General features: G+C 42.5%; 14 protein-coding genes. 6 read left to right on the top strand and 8 right to left on the bottom strand.

From position 1 onward, the window contains the following. Window positions 1-75: 75 nt before the first annotated feature. From AC1DU2_RS16965 to AC1DU2_RS16955, 3 genes are all read right to left on the bottom strand, one after another. Window positions 76-669 (bottom strand): Crp/Fnr family transcriptional regulator, encoded by a 594-nt coding sequence (locus AC1DU2_RS16965; protein WP_477385415.1) that lies wholly within the window; start codon window positions 667-669, stop codon window positions 76-78. Window positions 670-1,083: 414 nt separating this feature from the next. After that, window positions 1,084-2,262, bottom strand: a complete 1,179-nt coding sequence (locus AC1DU2_RS16960) for an acetyltransferase domain-containing protein (protein WP_477385414.1) — start codon at window positions 2,260-2,262, stop codon at window positions 1,084-1,086. A gap of 234 nt (window positions 2,263-2,496) precedes the next feature. Next, the gene (locus AC1DU2_RS16955; RefSeq protein ID WP_477385413.1) at window positions 2,497-2,886 is read right to left on the bottom strand and encodes a hypothetical protein; all 390 of its coding nucleotides are present in this window, start codon (window positions 2,884-2,886) and stop codon (window positions 2,497-2,499) included. 258 nt (window positions 2,887-3,144) lie between these two features. Here AC1DU2_RS16955 and AC1DU2_RS16950 point away from each other — a divergent pair, with 258 nt between their 5' ends. The 5 genes from AC1DU2_RS16950 to AC1DU2_RS16930 all read left to right on the top strand — a co-directional run bounded on the left by AC1DU2_RS16950 (window position 3,145) and on the right by AC1DU2_RS16930 (window position 12,431). Beyond that, on the top strand, window positions 3,145-4,332 hold the full coding sequence (locus AC1DU2_RS16950; protein ID WP_477385412.1) for a DUF2062 domain-containing protein: 1,188 nt from the start codon (window positions 3,145-3,147) through the stop codon (window positions 4,330-4,332). A gap of 11 nt (window positions 4,333-4,343) precedes the next feature. Continuing rightward, window positions 4,344-8,186, top strand: coding sequence for a 1-acyl-sn-glycerol-3-phosphate acyltransferase (locus AC1DU2_RS16945; RefSeq protein WP_477385411.1), 3,843 nt, complete (start codon window positions 4,344-4,346; stop codon window positions 8,184-8,186). Window positions 8,187-8,366: 180 nt separating this feature from the next. Continuing rightward, on the top strand, window positions 8,367-9,875 hold the full coding sequence (locus AC1DU2_RS16940; RefSeq protein WP_477385410.1) for a phytoene desaturase family protein: 1,509 nt from the start codon (window positions 8,367-8,369) through the stop codon (window positions 9,873-9,875). A 269-nt stretch (window positions 9,876-10,144) separates the two neighbouring features. Next, window positions 10,145-10,420 carry an IS200/IS605 family transposase gene (locus AC1DU2_RS16935; protein ID WP_477385409.1) on the top strand — a complete coding sequence of 92 codons (276 nt, stop codon included), beginning with the start codon at window positions 10,145-10,147 and terminating at the stop codon, window positions 10,418-10,420. A 412-nt stretch (window positions 10,421-10,832) separates the two neighbouring features. Continuing rightward, entirely contained in the window at window positions 10,833-12,431 is a 1,599-nt protein-coding gene (locus tag AC1DU2_RS16930) for a C45 family autoproteolytic acyltransferase/hydolase (protein WP_477385408.1), read from the top strand. A gap of 94 nt (window positions 12,432-12,525) precedes the next feature. Here AC1DU2_RS16930 and AC1DU2_RS16925 read toward each other — a convergent pair whose 3' ends face one another. Continuing rightward, a complete protein-coding gene (locus tag AC1DU2_RS16925) occupies window positions 12,526-13,398 on the bottom strand; it encodes a hypothetical protein (protein WP_477385407.1) in 873 nt (290 codons plus the stop codon). Between the two features lie 319 nt (window positions 13,399-13,717). Here AC1DU2_RS16925 and AC1DU2_RS16920 point away from each other — a divergent pair, with 319 nt between their 5' ends. Beyond that, window positions 13,718-14,398 (top strand): hypothetical protein, encoded by a 681-nt coding sequence (locus AC1DU2_RS16920; RefSeq protein ID WP_477385406.1) that lies wholly within the window; start codon window positions 13,718-13,720, stop codon window positions 14,396-14,398. Between the two features lie 149 nt (window positions 14,399-14,547). Here AC1DU2_RS16920 and cysS read toward each other — a convergent pair whose 3' ends face one another. The 4 genes from cysS to AC1DU2_RS16900 all read right to left on the bottom strand — a co-directional run bounded on the left by cysS (window position 14,548) and on the right by AC1DU2_RS16900 (window position 18,926). After that, complete coding sequence (gene cysS, locus AC1DU2_RS16915; protein WP_477385405.1) at window positions 14,548-16,011, bottom strand: cysteine--tRNA ligase; 1,464 nt, start codon at window positions 16,009-16,011, stop codon at window positions 14,548-14,550. A gap of 82 nt (window positions 16,012-16,093) precedes the next feature. Next, window positions 16,094-16,936, bottom strand: coding sequence for an NAD-dependent epimerase/dehydratase family protein (locus AC1DU2_RS16910; RefSeq protein ID WP_477385404.1), 843 nt, complete (start codon window positions 16,934-16,936; stop codon window positions 16,094-16,096). 9 nt (window positions 16,937-16,945) lie between these two features. After that, on the bottom strand, window positions 16,946-18,061 hold the full coding sequence (locus AC1DU2_RS16905) for an endonuclease/exonuclease/phosphatase family protein (protein WP_477385403.1): 1,116 nt from the start codon (window positions 18,059-18,061) through the stop codon (window positions 16,946-16,948). Then, window positions 18,051-18,926 (bottom strand): rhomboid family protein, encoded by an 876-nt coding sequence (locus AC1DU2_RS16900; RefSeq protein ID WP_147054361.1) that lies wholly within the window; start codon window positions 18,924-18,926, stop codon window positions 18,051-18,053. The genes AC1DU2_RS16905 and AC1DU2_RS16900 overlap by 11 nt, the downstream gene beginning before the upstream one ends. Between the last annotated feature and the right edge of the window lie 21 nt (window positions 18,927-18,947).

Genomic DNA, 18,947 nt, shown 5'->3' with positions numbered 1-18,947 from the left:
CTTGTGCTGTACAAAGGTGGCGGTATACACGGGGAGTTACCTATAAAGTAGCTTAAGAAATACCCTTAATGTAGTTTAAGAATGCTGTTGTTTTTTGGCGATGTCTTTACGCACCTTGCTCAAAAACTCGGGGGTAATGCCCAGGTACGATGCTATCTGTGTACCCGGCAGGCGCTGGTATAAATGGGGATATTGTTTAATAAACGACAGGTAGCGCTCTTCGGCTGTTGAGCTGATGGTTTGCAGGATGCGGTTTTCCTGCTCAACAAAACGATCCTCTACAATTACCCTGAAATTTCTGTCGAATTTGGGGTTGTTGGTGAACAGGTAAAACAGGTTGGCCTTGTTTAACTGGTAAATAACAGCGGGCTCAATAGCCTCGATATAAACGCGGCTCGGTTTTTCAAAATAAAAACTATCTATCTCCATTAGCCAGTCGCCTTCAGCGGCAAACTGCAGGTTATGCTCCGTTCCTTTTTTATCAACCTGGAATTTTTTGAAACAGCCTTCGGCAACAAAGGTATAATGCCGACAAATGTCGTTTTCCTGCAGAATGAATTGGCGACGTTTAATTTTCCGCTCGGTTACCCGTTGGGCAAGGTCGGCCTTTTCTTCCGCATCCAGGGGCAGGTATTTATCGAAACAGGAAAGGAGCTTGTTGATAGACACTATGTAATATTACGAGGCACTAATATACAGAATGATATTTACAACAATCCATTTCCTGATGGTGAAGCCAGGGAAAAATGCATGTAATTGGGTTAACATAACTTAACACATTTCAAAAAAATAATTTTCAATAACTTAATAATCAATGTTTTATATTTTATCATGGTTAACATAAACTGTCGCGCGATTTAGGTGTATCCAAATACTTTTGCCTGTTGTTGGCCAATACATTCCCTTTGGTAGCCGGATCATTTATCTTGGGTCAGCCAATAAAAACAAGGTGTTGTTTGATGTTTATATCGTTCATTCCATTAGCTATTTAGATGTGTTTGCCCTGATGGTGAAGCCCATTAAGGTGGCATGGATTTGCATGCCGAAGACGTATGAGATGCGCCTCTACAAAAAAAGAATCTCTTACAAATAGCTTAGCCACCAATGCGTGTGCGTTTTTTTGTATTTGCCAAACCAACGGCAGGGAAAATATAAAACAACAATAACACAAAACCAGATGAGGTAAACGCCGCCAAGCGAATAACCAAAGGTTGCAGGCGGATCAAAACTTACTGCATCTTTTAATTTAAATCCCTGCAAAGGAAACGCAATCAAGCTGATTATACGGAGAAGATACCAATGGCATACATAGTAAAAAAACGGCACGTTACCATAAACCATTAATATGGATGTAACCTTATTGCCCACACTTTCGGTAAATGCCAATACAATTGTCGACACGCCTAACATTAGGCACAGGTATAGCAACGAGCAGGGGTATTTACTCACGTTTAAAAACGAAATAATAGTAAGCGCCGTTGTTTTTTGAACCGACCATGAGGCCGGGTCGCCGTAAATATTGAATGTCCTTAATATCACAAACAATAATAACAGGCCTAAGCCTGTAAAAAACAATACTTTTTGCCGCCTGAAAACATCAACCTGTTTTTGGTATAACGAGCCAAACACATAGCCTATAAGCATAACACCCGTCCATGGTAAAAGGGCGTAGGCCAAAATCAGGTTGCGACCAGGGCCGTAAGGCCACCAGTTGCCAAAACCATTTGACGATAGGATCAGTTTAAACCAGAGTGTTTGGCCAACAGGGCCTACATTTATAATATCAAGTATATTATGGCCAAAAAAAATAATTGCACCAATAATGCCGATAACCGGCAGGGGCGCGTATACCAGCAGTCCCAGGATTATCATGCTGCCGCCAATAGCCCAAATCACCTGGAACACCTGGGTATGGTAACCAACATCAAGGGTCATGGCGAAGTTTATAATAACAAACTCCGCAAAAATGAGCCAGATTCCCCGTTTGATGAGATAGGAGCTTTGCTGGCGTTTGGTACGCCGGGTACCCACAAGGTAAGCCGATATGCCGCTCAGAAACACAAATGTGGGTGCGCAAAAATGAGTTATAAAACGGGTGAAAAATAAAAACGGCGTGGTGATAGCCAGGTTGGTTGCGTCGGGAATGCCCAAATGAAAATAATCGCGCGCATGGTCAATTGCCATAATCAGCATGATCGCTCCGCGTAAAATATCAATTGATGCTATGCGCTGTTTTACCGGACTTGCTGCTATGGCGGTCATCGTGCTGTGGTGTTTATTTGGTTATAGAGCATACCAAACAACCGGCCCGTAAACACAGGAGCAGCGCCTATTATCCGGTATAAGCTATTTGCAAGTTAGCCCGGTTTTAAAAAATGGGGTATCACATCTTTGGGGTATTTTGGGGAGCGAAATAACCAATGAGAGGTCGGCTTTTTCGGGCAAAATTTCCACGGGCAAGCGCCGGTTGCTTTGCCAAATCCCAACGGGGGAAAATTACTTCGAGTACTCTTCCCTGGTAGTTAACACCACCCTGGTTGGCATATCTGATGATGTTGGGAAAAAACAAGCCGTTTCAACAACGTCCTTATCGCCGGGGTTTAATACCAAATCGGCTTCGCCCTTTGATTGCGCCACCACGTGGCCCATAGCATTATAATAGGTGGCATCTACATAAACATTCCTAAACACCTGTTTACCAGTTGCTTTTATGGTTGCATGCACATAATACAAACCTTCGGTAACATCATATTTATCGCTGGTTTCCACAATTTCAACGCCGTTTAACCCGCCCTTTGTTTCAATATCTACAGGTGGGTTTCCGCTTCCGTTCTCGCAGGCGCTTAACAGGGCGCTCAATAATATTATGGTTAAAATAATTTTCATTCTTTTAATTATTAAATATCCACAATATAAGCAACAAGCGCCGTGCCGAAAAAAATATATATAATTATATATCGTCCTTTTTAGCTGTGGGCAATATATGTTTCCGTATATTAATTACTTCCGGCATAACTTTCATATGTTAATCGAAAGTTCCTGTTTTATTAATTTGAAACTATTTAATTGGTTTGTCAGCATTAACGCTAATTTTGTTATGTATAAAAATGTTGTGTTGAATTTATTACAGATCAGGGGTAATTAATGGAATTTAAGGGTATAAGTAAGCGCTTTGAGGAATTGCAGGTTTGTGTTATTATCCCTACCTATAATAACCATCTTACCCTGGCTGGTGTAATAACCGACGTGGCCGCCTATAGTAACCACATCATCGTAGTTAACGATGGCTCAACAGACAATACCGAAGAGATTGTAAAATCATTCCCGCAGGTTCAACTCATCAGCTATCCTCAAAACGTGGGTAAAGGCTGGGCATTACGCCAGGCATTTGCTTACGCCATGGAAAAAGGCTACAAATATGCTTTAACTATCGACTCGGACGGGCAGCACTTTGCCAAAGATATCCCCAACTTTTTAAATAAACTGGAAGATGTACGCGATGCCATCATCATTGGCTCCCGCAATATGAACCAGGCGGCCGTACCGGGCAAAAGCAGCTTTGGCCACAAGTTTTCCAACTTTTGGTTTTGGGTAGAAACCGGCATTCATTGCCCCGATACCCAATCTGGTTTCAGGCTTTATCCATTGTATCTGCTGAAGGGCATGAAATTTCACACCGTAAAGTACGAGTTTGAGATCGAGGTGATCGTTCGGGCCGTTTGGCGTGGCGTGCATATGGATTCGGTACCCGTTACGGTTTACTATGCCCCTAAAGAAACCCGGATATCGCACTTCCGTCCCTTCACTGATTTTTCGCGGGTGGGTGTGTTGAACGCCTTTTTGGTAGTCATCGCCTTTGCCTGGATTAAGCCGCGCAACTTCTTCCGCGATTTAATTAAAAAAAAAGGCCGTAAAAAAATATTAGCCACCCTGTATAATCCCAACGATTCGGATGAGACCAAAGCCCTCTCTATCGGCTTTGGTATTTTTATGGGGATAGTGCCTATATGGGGTTTTCAGCTTGCTGTGGCCATATTCCTTTCTATTATATTTAAGCTAAACAAGGCGCTGGTGGTGTTCTCGGCACATATCAGTATCCCGCCCATGATCCCGATTATTCTCTTTTTAAGCTATAAGGCCGGCGAGTATTGGATGGGCGACAGGGTTGCCAATATCGCTTTCAGTTCGCATATTTCTTTTAAATCTATCGGGGCACATTTAGAGCAGTATATTTATGGCAGTTTAACCTTAGCTGTTGTGGCTTCGTTAAGTATTGGGCTGATAACCTATGGGTTATTAAAACTGCTTAAAAAGTCACCTGCTGCATTATAGTTCCCATTTAAATGGAAAAAGGCCTAATCCTCATATATCATTATTTTTATAAACACAAGCTTGTTTTTTATACCCTATTCGCCGCATGCTTTTTGGCGATGGGCTACTTTGCATCGCGTGTAAAGTTTGAGGAAGATATCAGCAAGGTTATCCCAAAGGATAAAAAGATTGCCAAGCTAAACGAGGTTTTTCAAAACTCCAAGTTCCTGGATAAGCTGGTGATCATGGTGTCGCTTAAAGATAGTACAGCCGTTGCCAATCCGGATAGCCTGGTTGCCTATGCCGATGGGTTTGCCGCTGCTATTGAGCCCAAACTAAAACCCTATATAGGCAAAGCCAATTTTAAAGTAGATGATGATGTGGTGATGAAACTGTTTGGCACTATAAGCCAGCGTTTACCCATTTATTTAACGGAGAAGGATTACAAAACCATCGATACGCTTATAACTCCTGAAAAAGTTAAGCAAACCCTGGCTTATGATTACCGCACGCTTACATCGCCTGCGGGCATAGCGCTCAAAAGCATTATTAGTAATGATCCGGTTGGCATCTCGTTTATCGGTCTTAAAAAATTACAGCAGCTACAGTACGATAAAAATTTTGAACTGTACGATAATTACGTGGTAACCAGGGATCATAAAAACTTGTTGATGTTTATCACGCCGGCTTATCCGCCAAATAATACGGGAAAAAATTCGGTATTGATAAAGCGACTCGACCAACTGATCGACAGCCTTAGCAACAAGCCAAAACGCATCGCGACTGCAACCTACTTTGGTTCGGCAGCTGTTTATCATGGCAACGCACAGCAGTTAAGGCGTGATACAGCACTTACACAAGGAGCTACCGTAGTTGTGCTCATCTTGTTTTTAGGTTTGTACTTCCGTAAAAAAAGGGCACCTATCATTATCCTCATCCCGGTTTTGTTTGGTTCGCTATTCTCTTTAACCGCTATTTACTTTTTAAAGGGAAGTATCTCTGTTATTGCACTGGGCACGGGTTCGGTGGTGCTGGGTATCGCCATCAATTATTCGCTGCACGTGTTTAACCATTACCGGCATACCAAAAGTGTGGAGCAGGTTATCCGGGATCTTACCCTACCACTTACCGTAGGCAGTTTTACAACAATAGGTGGTTTCCTGTGCCTGGAGTTTGTAGAGTCGGAAATGTTGAAAGATCTGGGTTTATTCGCGGCTTTCAGTTTAATAGGCGCTTCCATTTGTTCGCTGGTATTTTTGCCGCAATTTATATCGACAAAAAAAGAGCAGGAAAACCACACTTTTACCCAACTATCGTGGATTGACAAACTGGCCTCATTTAACCCCGAGTACAACAAATACATTGTTATCGGCATCATCCTGCTTACAGGCGTGTTTTTTTACAAGGCCAATGATGTAACCTTTGAGTTTGATGTAGCCAAAATGAACTACATGTCGCCTGCGCTGCAGCAATCGCAAAACAAGCTCAATAAAATTAACCAATACGCACTGCAATCGGTGTACCTGGTATCCGAAGGAAAAACCCTGGACAGGGCGCTGGTAAATAACGAAAAGCTGGCCGGGCAGATTGAAAAGCTCAAAGCGCAGGGCATTGTCAAAAAATCGTCAGATGTATCCTCCTTCATTATCTCCGATTCGCTCCAGAAAGAACGGGTTAACCGCTGGAATAATTACTGGACCGCCGAGAAGAAACAACAACTTTTTGCCACGCTCGAAAACGAAGGAAAGCTAAAAGGGTTTAGCGCATCGGCGTTCGAAAAGTTTAAAGTATTATTGAACAAAGATTTTTCGCACACCAACGACGACGACGTAGCCGAGATCAGGAAGAGTTTCCTGGATAATTTTATTAACGAATATCCGAGCCATTCCACAGTAGTAACACTAATACAAACGTCGCCCGAAAAAAAAGCAGCCATATACAAAGCTTTTGAAAACGACCCGAATGTTACCGTTATTGATAAACAATACCTTACCAATAAACTGGTAGAGATCATCAACGCCGATTTTACCAAAATAGCGGTCATGTCCTCCTTATTGGTATTTGTGGTACTGCTGCTTACCTATGGCCGCATGGAGCTGGCGCTGGTTTCTTTTATCCCCATGGCCATTTCCTGGATCTGGATTTTGGGCCTGATGGGCATCCTCGGCATTGGCTTCAATATCGTAAACATCATTATATCAGCACTCATTTTCGGCCTGGGCGATGACTATAGCCTGTACATAATGGATGGCCTGTTACAGGAGTACAAAACCGGCAAAAAGGTATTATCATCCTACAAATCATCTATCTTTTTATCGGCCATTACTACCATAACCGGGCTTGGGGTTTTGATTTTTGCCAGGCACCCGGCATTACGGTCAATAGCCGCTATATCCATCATCGGGATTGTTTGCGTAGTTATCATGTCGCAGATACTAATCCCCTTCCTGTTCAATATCCTCATTAAAAACCGGGCAGAAAAGAAACGTTTCCCCTGGACCATCAGCGGATTCGTGATCAGCATTTTCGCATTTGCGTATTTTGTTACCGGCTGCCTGATACTATCGACATTAGGTTTTTTATTCCGGCTAAACCCATTTAGCAAAGAAAAAGGCAAGCTGGTGTACCATGCTATTTTAGCGCGGTTCTCCTGGTCGATGATTTACATTATGGGTAATGTAAAAAAAGAGATCATCAATAAGCAACTGGCCGATTTTAAAAACCCTGCGGTTATTATCGCTAACCACCAGTCGTTTTTAGATATTTTGATTTTGGTGATGCTGAACCCAAGGCTTATTTTATTTACCAATAACTGGGTGTGGAATTCGCCGGTATTTGGCGCCGTGGTGCGTATGGCCGATTATTTCCCGGTAGCGCAGGGCACCGAAGAAAGTATTGATGTATTGGCCGACAGGGTAAAAAAAGGGTATTCTATAGTCATCTTCCCCGAAGGTACCCGGTCGGAAGACGGCGAGATCAAGCGTTTCCATAAAGGGGCGTTTTACCTGGCCGAGGCTTTGAAAACGGACATCCAACCCATATTGATCCATGGCACAGGCTATTGCATGACCAAGGGCGATTTCCTGCTGAAGAACGGTAAGATCACCCTGAAATACCTGCCCCGCATAAAACCCGCCGATACCAATTTTGGAACCGGTTACGCCGAACGCACCAAAGCCATCAGTAAATATTTCAAGGCCGAGTTTAAGCAGCTAAGCGAGGAGATACAACAGCCACGATACTACCGCGAGCAGCTTATTTACAATTACCTGTACAAAGGGCCTGTGCTGGAATGGTACATGCGTGTAAAGGTAAGTTTAGAGAAAAACTACCAGCAATTTCATGATTTATTGCCGGCCAAAGGCAAGATGCTTGATATTGGCTGCGGTTATGGTCTTATGCCTTATATGCTGCACTTTGCCGCACCACAGCGCGAGTTTACCGGCATTGATTATGATGAGGATAAAATAGAAGTAGCCAATAACTCCTTTAATAAAGATGCGCACATCAATTTTGAGCATGCCGACGTACTAGGCTTTGAATTTGAAAAATACGATGCCATTATTATAGCCGATGTGCTGCACTATATGCTGCCCGATGATCAAAAACTGATTATAGAAAGGTGTATGAAAAGCCTTAACGCCGGCGGCAAACTGATCATTCGTGATGGCAATAAAGATTTGAAGGAAAAGCACCGTGGCACAGAGCTGACCGAGTTTTTCTCGACCAGGTTCATCAAGTTTAACAAGGCAAGCCGGGGGCTATCATTTTTATCAGCACAACTGGTGGAAGGGATTGCAGCAGCTAACAACATGAGTTGCAAAATAATAGATGAGACAAAGTTCACGTCAAATATTATTTTTGTAATTGAATAATGACGATTTGGTTTCAATTCCCCTCTTGAGAGGGGGCGGGCCGGGATAGCGAAATAGCAGGGGTGTGTTTAAACGCGCGATAACACATCCCTGCCCCTCTCAAGAGGGGATCCCGCGCCCGGTGCCCGTTTTAAACCATAACGGATTTAAACTGACTATATAAAAACAGGGATTAGATAAATGGAGATTTTTGATGCCGTAATTATCGGCAGTGGCATGGGGGGATTGGTGAGCGCCGATTTATTAGGCAGAGAAGGTTTTAAAGTTTGCGTCATTGAAAAAAACCAGCAGATAGGTGGTTCGTTGCAAACTTATGTGCGCGATAAAGTGATCTTTGATTCGGGCGTACATTACCTTGGCGGGCTGGACGAGGGCCAAAACCTATACCAGATATTCAAATACATCGACATTATTGATAAGCTGAAGCTGCAAAAACAGGATGTTGTTTTTGACAAGATAGGCATCCACGGCGAAGACATTGAGTACGAATATGCGCAGGGTTATGATAACTTCATTTCCCATATATTACAACATTTTCCCGGTGAGGAAGCCGCGCTTAACGCTTACTGCGACAAGATCAAAGAAGTTTGCAGCAAATTTTCGTTGTACAACCTTAACAGCGGCGACGATTTTAACGAGAAATCTGCCGTCCTTGAAATTGACACCAAAGGTTTTATTGAATCGGTAACCGATGACCCCCGTTTACAGGCGGTGCTTGCAGGCAACAACGCGCTTTATGCCGGGCAGGCCGATAAAACCCCCTTTTATGTACACGCACTCATCCTGAACAGCTATATTGAAAGCTCGTATAAATGTGTGGATGGCGGTTCGCAGATAGCTAAGTATATTGCCAAAAATATCCGGGCAAGAGGCGGTGTTATTAAACGCCATTGCGAGGTAAAACGCATTGTAGTTGAAGATGGCAAGGTATCGCACGTGGAGATAGCCGGCGGCGGTAAAATTTATGGCAAACAGTTTATCAGCAATATTCACCCCGTGCAAACACTGGAGATGACCGATAGTGATATCATCAAGCTGGCTTACCGTAACCGGTTGAAAGGGCTTGAAAACTCCGTATCGTCATTTACCTTAAATGTGGTTTTTAAAAATGATAGCTTCCCATATTTTAACACCAACTATTATATTGGTAAAGAAGGCCATGTGTGGGATATTGCCGAGTATACCGAAGAGAACTGGCCGCTGGGTTTTGCCTATTTTATGGCTCCATCGTCTAAATCGCCAAATTATGCCGATGGCGCGTCAATCCTTACATATATGCGCTTTGAGGAGATGAAACCCTGGAAGGATACCTTTAACACGGTATCAAACGTTAATGAACGCGGCGAAACGTATGAAGAATTCAAGATCAGAAAAAGCGAGAAACTGCTGGATATGGTGGAAGAGAAGTTCCCCGGTTTCAGGAGCCATGTTAAATCTTATTATTCGGCAACGCCGCTTAGTTACCGCGATTACATCGGCAATGGCGATGGTTCACTTTATGGCATTGTAAAAGATTATAAGCACACTTTAAAAACTTTTATATCGCCGCGCACCAAAATACCTAACTTGTATTTTACCGGTCAAAACCTTAACCTGCATGGTATTTTAGGCACGGCCATGAGCGCTATTGTTACCTGCACCACATTACTTGGCGACGATTCCATTATAGGAAAAATACGGAATGCGTAAAAGAGATGCAATTATTGCCAATGTGCGTTGAATAAACAACTTTACCACATGCGGCAGGTGTATAGCATTAGTTAATTCTTGAATTTTAAAACTGCTCCTTATTCTTCCTTACCCCATTTGGGGTAAATCATTTGTAGAAAAAAAGCGAAGAATATTTGCACCCCTTTGGGGGCGCTTCATTACATTTATGCCTGACTTTAAATTCTATGCCAAATACCTTCACTCAATTGTACATTCACTGTGTGTTCGCTGTAAAATACCGGCAGGCAATGATACAGACCGAGTGGGAAGACAGGCTTCAGAGGTATATTACGGGCATTTTGCAAAACAATAAACATAAATTATTGGCAATAAACACCATGCCAGATCATTTACACTTTTTTGTCGGCCTGAGTCCTGATCAATCCATTTCAGATATGCTGCGACTTGTAAAAACCGGCAGTTTGGTATTTATTAATAACGAGGGCCTTACTAAACGGAAGTTTCATTGGCAGGATGGCTATGGTGCCTTTGTAACAGCCGGTCACAAATTGATGGAGTGGTAAAATATATACTGAATCAAAAACATCACCATTTAAAAAAGACATTCAGGGAAGAATACCTGGAAATACTAGAGGATTACGCCATAGAATACGACGAAAGGTATATTTTTCACGAATTGTCAGACGACTAATGAAGCGCCCTTACAGGGCACAAACGAACAACGGTTAGATGCTACAAATGAATTGCCCCTACCGGGGCAGGCCTTAATATTCAAAAACGGCAGTGAAAAGCCCGCCCAAAAGATTGCAGGTTGAATATTCTAAGAGTAACTTTGTCCTGGCGTTAATGTATCAAACATTTATATAAACACTAAATAATTTAAAACTGAAACATTATAAAAAATTCAGCTGGAAAACGTTTGGAAAAAGGACGTTATATGCTTTCCTTGGCTTTCTCGGGCTTATTATTATCGGCATGGTGTACCTGTACATTGTAGCCATTGATTACCCGCCCGAACCTAAGGACCAAAGCAGCCTTAACCTCAAACGAGAGCAGCCATCCAAAGGATTTTATACCATCAACAACAGCTGGTTCCGCAAAAGCAAAAGCGGCTTGTTTGAGATGTATGTAGAAGGCAAACCTTTTGAACGTGGCGTTATTAACGGCAAGCTGAGCCAGGAACTGGTGGTAGCGCAGGAAGATCATTTTGTGGAGCAGATAAGCCGTATTGTACCATCTAACTTTTACCGTCATTTTTTAAAGTATTTCATCGCCTGGTTTAACCGCAACCTTGATAAAAACGTTACCGAAGAATATAAAGAGGAGATTTACGGCACCTCTAAATCCGCGTCGGATAAATACCAATACATTGGCTCCAATTACCAGCGTATTTTAAACTATCACGCGGCTCATGATATTGGCCACGCCCTGCAAAGCATGGCATTGGTAGGCTGTACTTCTTTTGGTACCTGGGGTGTAAAAAGCGAGGACAGCACCATGATCATCGGTCGTAATTTTGATTTTTACGTGGGGGATAAATTTGCGCAGGATAAAATTGTAGCCTTCTTTGCCCCATCCGATGGGTATAAATTCATGACCGTTACCTGGGGTGGTTTTATTGGCGCGGTAAGCGGTATGAATGAGAAAGGTGTAAGCGTTACTATTAATGCCGATAAAACCAATATCCCAACCGGGGCCGCAACCCCTGTATCATTGGTTGCCCGCGAGATTTTGCAATACGCTAAAAACACACAGGAGGCTTATGCTATTGCCAAAAAACGAAAGATGTTTGTATCCGAGGCGTTCCTGGTGGCATCTGCCGCCGATAATAAAGCTGTTGTAATTGAAAAAACGCCCGATACCCTGGATATGTATGATCCACACCAGGATTACATTGTTTGCGCCAATCATTTTCAGAGTAAGGGCCTCAGTCAATCTAAAGAAAATAAAGTTCAGATGGCCGAAAGCGCCTCGCCATACCGCTATAACCGTTTGATGGAATTGCTGAATGCCAATGGCAAAAACACAGTACAAAAAACCATAGCCATCCTGCGCGACCAGAAGGGCATGCACGGCGAGAATATAGGTATGGGTAATGAGAAGGCCATCAACCAGCTGATGAGCCACCACAGCATTGTATTTGAGCCTAAAAAGCTGCTGGTCTGGGTAAGCACCTCACCCTGGCAATTGGGCGAATATGTATGCTACGACCTGAAAAAAGTATTCGGCCTTAGTGGCATGAAGCAGGACCGGGAGATTAATGAGCAAAACCTTACTGTGCCGGCGGATACTTTTCTGTCAACCGCGCAATACAAAGATTTTGTGAATTTTCGCAAGATGCGCCAGCGCGTGCTCGATGGCGAAACCATCAATACCGATAGCCTGGTAGCTACAAATCCACAATATTACTTTGCTTACGTGATAGCCGGCGATTATACTTTTAAACTGAAAGATTATAAGAAAGCATTGGGATATTATAAAAGGGCGCTAAGCAAAGTAATAGCCACCAAAAAAGAGGAAGAGCATATTAAAATGCAAATTAAAAAGTGTAACGAGAAACAGAAAAACAGCTAATAGAATATCCCGGCTGGTTTTATACAGCGGCTCCAAAACAAAAACAGCGATGAGTATGTCCCATCGCTGTTTTTGTTTTGGATTTTTTTAACCCTTATTCGTTTTCTATTGCCGAAAAAACTTCCAGTAAAATATTCCATTTTTTGTTTTGGTCTATTTCCCAAATGCGTACATAGTTATAATTACCAACAACATTCCCTTTGGTTATACGTGCATGGCCGTAACTATACGCCAAATCGTTACTTACCGACCTGCCGGCATCAGTGGTTTCGGCGGTTATGCTTATCGCTTCGTTGTTAATAAACTTCATGATAACATCAGGGCCGGTCATTGGCTCAAAGCCCGGAAAATAATAACGACCTTCGGCGCTCAAAAACTCTTTATAGCTTGCCATGGTTGATATGGTAAGCGAGTGGTTAAATATCTTATCGGTGTTTACTATAACGCTTTTGGCCGTAAAGGGGTCCTTACTTGGGGCCGATTTTGTGGTAGCATCCGGTTCTTTAAAATCAGTTACTACTTCTCCTTCAGGTTCGGGGTGCTGTATACCCAAATCTACCAGCAGTTTTAATTTATTGTTATCGTCAACATCGGCGCGCCAAATGGATACATAATCGCCAAAAACTTTATCATCATCGGTTTTGCCATTTTGATAAACGTAGGGGCCTGCGGTAAAAGCAAGATCGCCATTGGCAGAAATCCGCGCAAATTTTGGCTGCCAGCTCAATTTACCGGCCTGTTTATCAATATTGCTATAAAAATCAACTATTTTAACTGCATCTGGTTTAAATACAATACCATCGGGTGCGGCAACGGCCAAAAAGCCGTCTTTTATCCCTTTACGTTCAACTAATTTATTAAATGCTTCTTCGGCATTTACAACTTTACTTACTTTAACCGGTGCTGACTGTGCCATGGCTAAAACGCTATAGCTCATAAATGTGGCGGCTAATAATACTTTCTTCATGTTTTAATGGGATATTGGGGAGGCAATTTAGTAATAAATTTTAAGTCGGTTATGCAATTACAAATTGCTTTAAATACAAATAGGTATATGCTATTTGCAGCTTACCTGCTTAATGTGAAACGAAAACCGTTATATTTAATTGTGGGCGAAGCGGGTTTATGCATCTAAAAATTTGTTTCATTCATGTAATTATCTTATCAGTTAACAAGGCTTCAAACACAATGCCATTGCATAAGTTCGCAAACAAGTAACCCAATAATATGCATAATGTTTCGTTTAAAAGCCATGTTACGCCGTTAGCTCATAAATTTACGCAATTATGAAAATACCCGTTTTTTGTTTTTTTGCAATAGCAACATTGTTTACCGGCATTAAAGTTAATGCGCAATATATACACGATTACCAGGGCAAAGCCTATGTTGAGCAAAGCTATACCGACGTGCAGGGCGAGCCTTACCTTTTATCCAATTGGGTTGATGGCGAGGTTGAACTTGCAGGCAATAAACCAATAAGTGCTAAATTGAAATATGACCTGGTGAAAGACGAATTGCTGTTTCAAAACCCAAAAGATTCGTCGGCCATGGTTTTTGTTAATGCCGTTAAGGGGTTTAGCTTGGGGCCATTTAAAATTGACGAGAGCAATCTTTCTCCACTCATCTTTAGCAGCGGATACCCGGCGGTAGAGGATCAAACTCCGGCCTCGTTTTACCAGGTGATTGCCGATGGAAAGGTTAAGCTGTTAAAACGTTACCAAAAACGCATCCGTACCGATCAGGCATTTAACTCGGCAACGGTAACGAAAACCTTTGAAATGACAGGCCCCTTTTATTATACCGTTACCGACAATAAAATAACCCGGCTTAAGCCTGCACAAAAAACAGTTGCTGCCGTTTTGGCCGACAAAACAGACCAAGTACAAACCTTCATAAAAACCAATAAAATTGATTTTAAAAGCGACCGGGACCTGGCCAAATTGTTTACGTACTATAACTCGTTGTAGGGAAAAAGAGTCAAGAGATAAGAATCAAGAGTCAAGAGAGGAAAACTTTATTGCTATCTATCGTTTAGTTCGTTATGCTCGTATAACCGAAAAAGGTCTTAATTCTTGATTCTTATCTCTTGACTCTTCCATTATCTCTTGACTCTATTCTAATTTTTGCTCCAGAGCGTTCCCTCTTTGCTGTCCTTTAGCTGAAACCCAACTTTTGACAGGCCTTCACGAATTTTATCGCTGGTGGCATAATCTTTATTTGCCTTGGCTTCGTTACGCAGTTCAACTATCAGGTTCAGTATTTTAGGCAGATCATCATTATCGGCCTGTTCATCTTTAAGCCCTAAAACATCCTGCACAAACGTTTTCATTAGGCTTTTAAGCAAGCCCAGATTAACCTCGTCAATCTTCATTTTGCCATCATGTACCGAGTTGATGATGCGCGATGCTTCAAAAAGCTCGGCAATCAATACCGGGCTGTTAAAATCATCATTCATTGCAGCATAGCAACGCTCCAGCAGGGGCTCTATTTCAATTTCAGTACTGCCTAATGTCTTTAGGCCATCCAGTAAGGCATAGGCGTTCATTAATCGCTTAAACCCTTTTTCAGAGGCCTCCATGGCATCGTTGCCAAAATCAAGCGTACTGCGGTAATGTGCCTGCAGCATAAAAAAACGCACAGTCATGGGGCTGTAACCCTTATTCAGGATAGAGTTTTCGCCGCTGAAAAGTTCGTGGGGCAAAAAACTATTCCCCAGGGATTTCGACATTTTCTGGCCGTTCACCGTAAGCATATTGGTATGCACCCAGTAATTGGCTGGATTTTTACCGCAGCAGGCCACATGTTGGGCTATTTCGTTGGTGTGGTGGGTTGGCACAAGATCGAGCCCGCCGCCATGAATATCAAACTGGTCGCCCAAATATTTCTGGCTCATGGCCGAGCATTCCAGGTGCCAGCCCGGGAAGCCCACGCCCCAGGGCGACGGCCATTTCATCAGGTGCTCCGGCTTGGCTTTTATCCATAGGGCAAAATCAAGCTTGCCATGTTTTTCCTGCTGGCCGCCCAGCGTGCGGGTGTTGTTCAGTAAATCTTCCAGGTTGCGGCCGCTTAGCACGCCGTAATCTTTGGTTTTGTTATATTTTTCAACATCAAAATAAACCGAGCCGTCTACCTCATAAGCATATCCTTTTTCAAGAATAACTTTTACCATTTCTATCTGTTCAATAATATGACCGGTAGCCGTTGGTTCAATGCTTGGCGGCAGCGTGTTCAGTATCTGCATTACGTCATGAAAACCTACAGTATACTTTTGTACAATTTCCATAGGCTCCAGTTGGGCCAGTTTTGCTTTTTTCGAAATTTTGTCTTCGCCTTCGTCGCCGGCATCGCCTTCCAAATGGCCGGCATCAGTTACATTACGCACATAGCGAACCTTATACCCTAAATGGTTAAGATATCGGAACATCAGATCGAAAGATATATAGGTACGGCAGTTTCCCAAATGTACATCACTGTAAACAGTTGGGCCGCACACGTACATGCCCACATGCGGGGCGTTAAGGGCTTTAAATTCTTCTTTTTTGCGGGATAACGTATTGTAAACAAACAATTTTTGTTTCATGAGGGCAAACTTACGATTTTTTCAATTTTTAGCTAATGCACGCAGCCCGATTATTAAAGCTTACACCCCAGTGATACAGTCTTTATTGATGCAATAAATATTCGAAATCAAATTGGGGCCGGTAATCCAAAACCTGTTTTGCTTTATCGCAAACATAAACACGATCAATACTTCCGGGGAATACCCAGTTTTTATGTCGATAGATATGTTTGGCTTCGGGGAAATATTTAAGGATAACTTCTTCGGGGTTGTGTTTAAGCTGCACAAGATCATCCTTAACAAATGGCGACCCGCTGGATATATTGAAAATTTCAAAATCGGCAAATGTAATACCCAATGCCAATCGTAAAGCCTCGGCGCCATCGCGCTCATCCAGGCCTCTATAAATCCGGTGATTTATTTTAAGGTTATCTTCCTCGGGCAAAAACCGCCCAACCCGGTATACTGATGTTTGCAGGCCTTCTTTATAAAAAAAATCTTTGCAAAGCTGCTCGGTTGTTTGCTTGGTGATATCATAAATATCGCGTGGTTTTTCGGGCAGGTTTTCATCCACCCAAACTGCCTTCGCGTGGTCAACTAAAGCGCTCCCATAAATGGATGTTGTGCTGGTATACAAAAACCTGTTAACACCATGTTTAACACAGGCGTTAAGTAAATTAAGCGTACCTATAATATTTGTTTGTATAAAAGCCTCCCTTGGGTAATTAAGCTCATAGTGCTTGCCATGTACGGCTGCAGTATGGATAATGGCATCAAACCCGCGGCAAAGGCTTTCGGTCTCGCTTTTGTTTTTTATGTCGATAATGTTGTCGGTAGTAGCCGAGGGTATCAGATCAATACCGGTAACATGGTGGCCAAACGCCTTTAAATGTTTTACGGTGGCCGAACCCAACTGACCGGATGAACCTGTAACCAGAACTTTCATGCCCGATATTTAATTTAAAACCAGGTCGCTCCGCAGCGGAAAGTGGTCAGAAAGCTTTTTCTCTATAATCAGGTACGATGCCACATCAAATTGCGGACTTGCCATAATATAATCTATCTGGTAATTAGGGAAGTCGCCATTATAGGTGCGCCCAAAACCGGCACCTTTTTCGCGAAACGCGTTTTTAAGTCCTTTTGCCATTTGGTTAACCGCAAAGGATGTAGGTGTATCGTTAAAATCGCCGGATATGATATAGGGATATGGGCATTGCGCGGCATGCGCTTTTATTTTAAAAACCTGTTCACTACGCTTTATAAATGCAGCTTTTAATTTGCCGCCCAACCTTTTGGTTGATTGCATATCTGTTTTCCCTTTTTTTGATACGCTATCCAGGTATTTATAATCTTCGGGGTTAAATTTTATTGATTGTAAATGAAGGCTGTAAACCCTGAATGTTTTTTCGCCTTTTTTTACATCGATGTACAAACACTGGTTTGCCGATGACCTATCGGCAGCCAGTTGGATTAAGCCTTTGGCTACAATGGGATACTTTGAGAAAACAGCCATCCCGATTGCCTCCGAACTATTGAAATTAAGTGGCTCGAAATAGTAATTATTAGCGCCCATTATTTTTACAATAGAGTCGCGCATATCGTACTCGCCCTTATAGCGGGTATAAAACTCCTGGAAACCGATTATATCCGGCTTTTGATCATTAATGAGTTCCAGGATCTCGTGCTTGGTAGATATATCATTTTTTGCACCATAACGTTTAAAGTTATGCACGTTATAAGTCATCAACCTTACCGAGTTGATGCCCGGCGCCGGCGAAAATGTTGATGCCGTACGCAATCCAACATTGTTATTGAGCACACCCCAGCCAATCAAAATTGTGATCATAGAAAGCGCCGCAGGCCAGCGCCAGCGCAACAGCCAAACCAGCATCATGATTACATTAAGCAAAAGTATTGGCGGGTAGGCCAGGCCAAAAAAAGCAATCAGCCAAAAAGTTTTGGGGTTAACGGAGGGTGCCAGATAACTAAGTAATAAAGCAACGCAAAGCAGCAGGTTTATCCATAAAAATACTTTATCAATAAAACCTAATCCACTTTTTTTATTTTTCATTCTTGCTTGCGCGGGCTAATGTCTCTTTCTCCTGTCTGCTCAGGCTATCAACGCCCGTTTGTGATATTTTATCTAATATACGGTCAATTTCGTCCTGGCGGGGATATTCGGCGCTGTTTTTACCGGTATTACTGTATACCACCTTTAATTTTGACTTTGATTTGAAAATATTGGCGATACCGGTTATCCAATCGTGCCCTTTTTGAAGCTGCTTGATATAAATGAAACCAATTAAAGCTCCGCCGATATGGGCAATTTCGCCACCGGCGTTAGGGCCAACAATATTTAAAAAGTCAATTATCAGTATAAAAAGCACTATCCACTTTAGTTTTACCGGGCCAATAAATATGAGGGATATGGTATAATTAGGTAATAATGTAGCTGTGGCCACCACTATAGCCATAACACTGGCAGATGCACCGACAATGGTACTGTTGGCCGCGGCGTTTAAACTGGTAAAAGCGGGCAGTACATTTAAACAAAGTAAATAAAGCAGTGCTCCCGCGAGTCCTCCCATAATGTACAAGCCTATGGTGCGCTTATTGCCCAGGTACTCTTCAAATATTTGCCCCATCCAATACAGCCATAGCATGTTAAATAATATATGCAAGACACCAGCGTGCATGAACATATAAGTAAGCAGCGTCCAAAAATGGGTTAGCATTTTCGGCAGTGCGGCTGGCAGCAAAAGATATTCGGTGGTATATTTTAGTATGGCGCTATTGCCAAAGCCCGTAAAAAGCTGCTCGACAATTGCAGATAAATTGATCGCTAAAAAAACAATCACATTAATACCAATAAGCAGGTTGAGCTTATTGCCCGACCGCAACATTTTGTATTGGATATTTTGCCAAAGGGTGCTCATAATAAAACCATTATTAGTTTG

Source organism: Mucilaginibacter sp. P4_C11, assembly GCF_056402115.1.
Note: the sequence above shows the minus strand (reverse complement) of the source record. Positions and strands in the feature narration are given on the sequence as shown.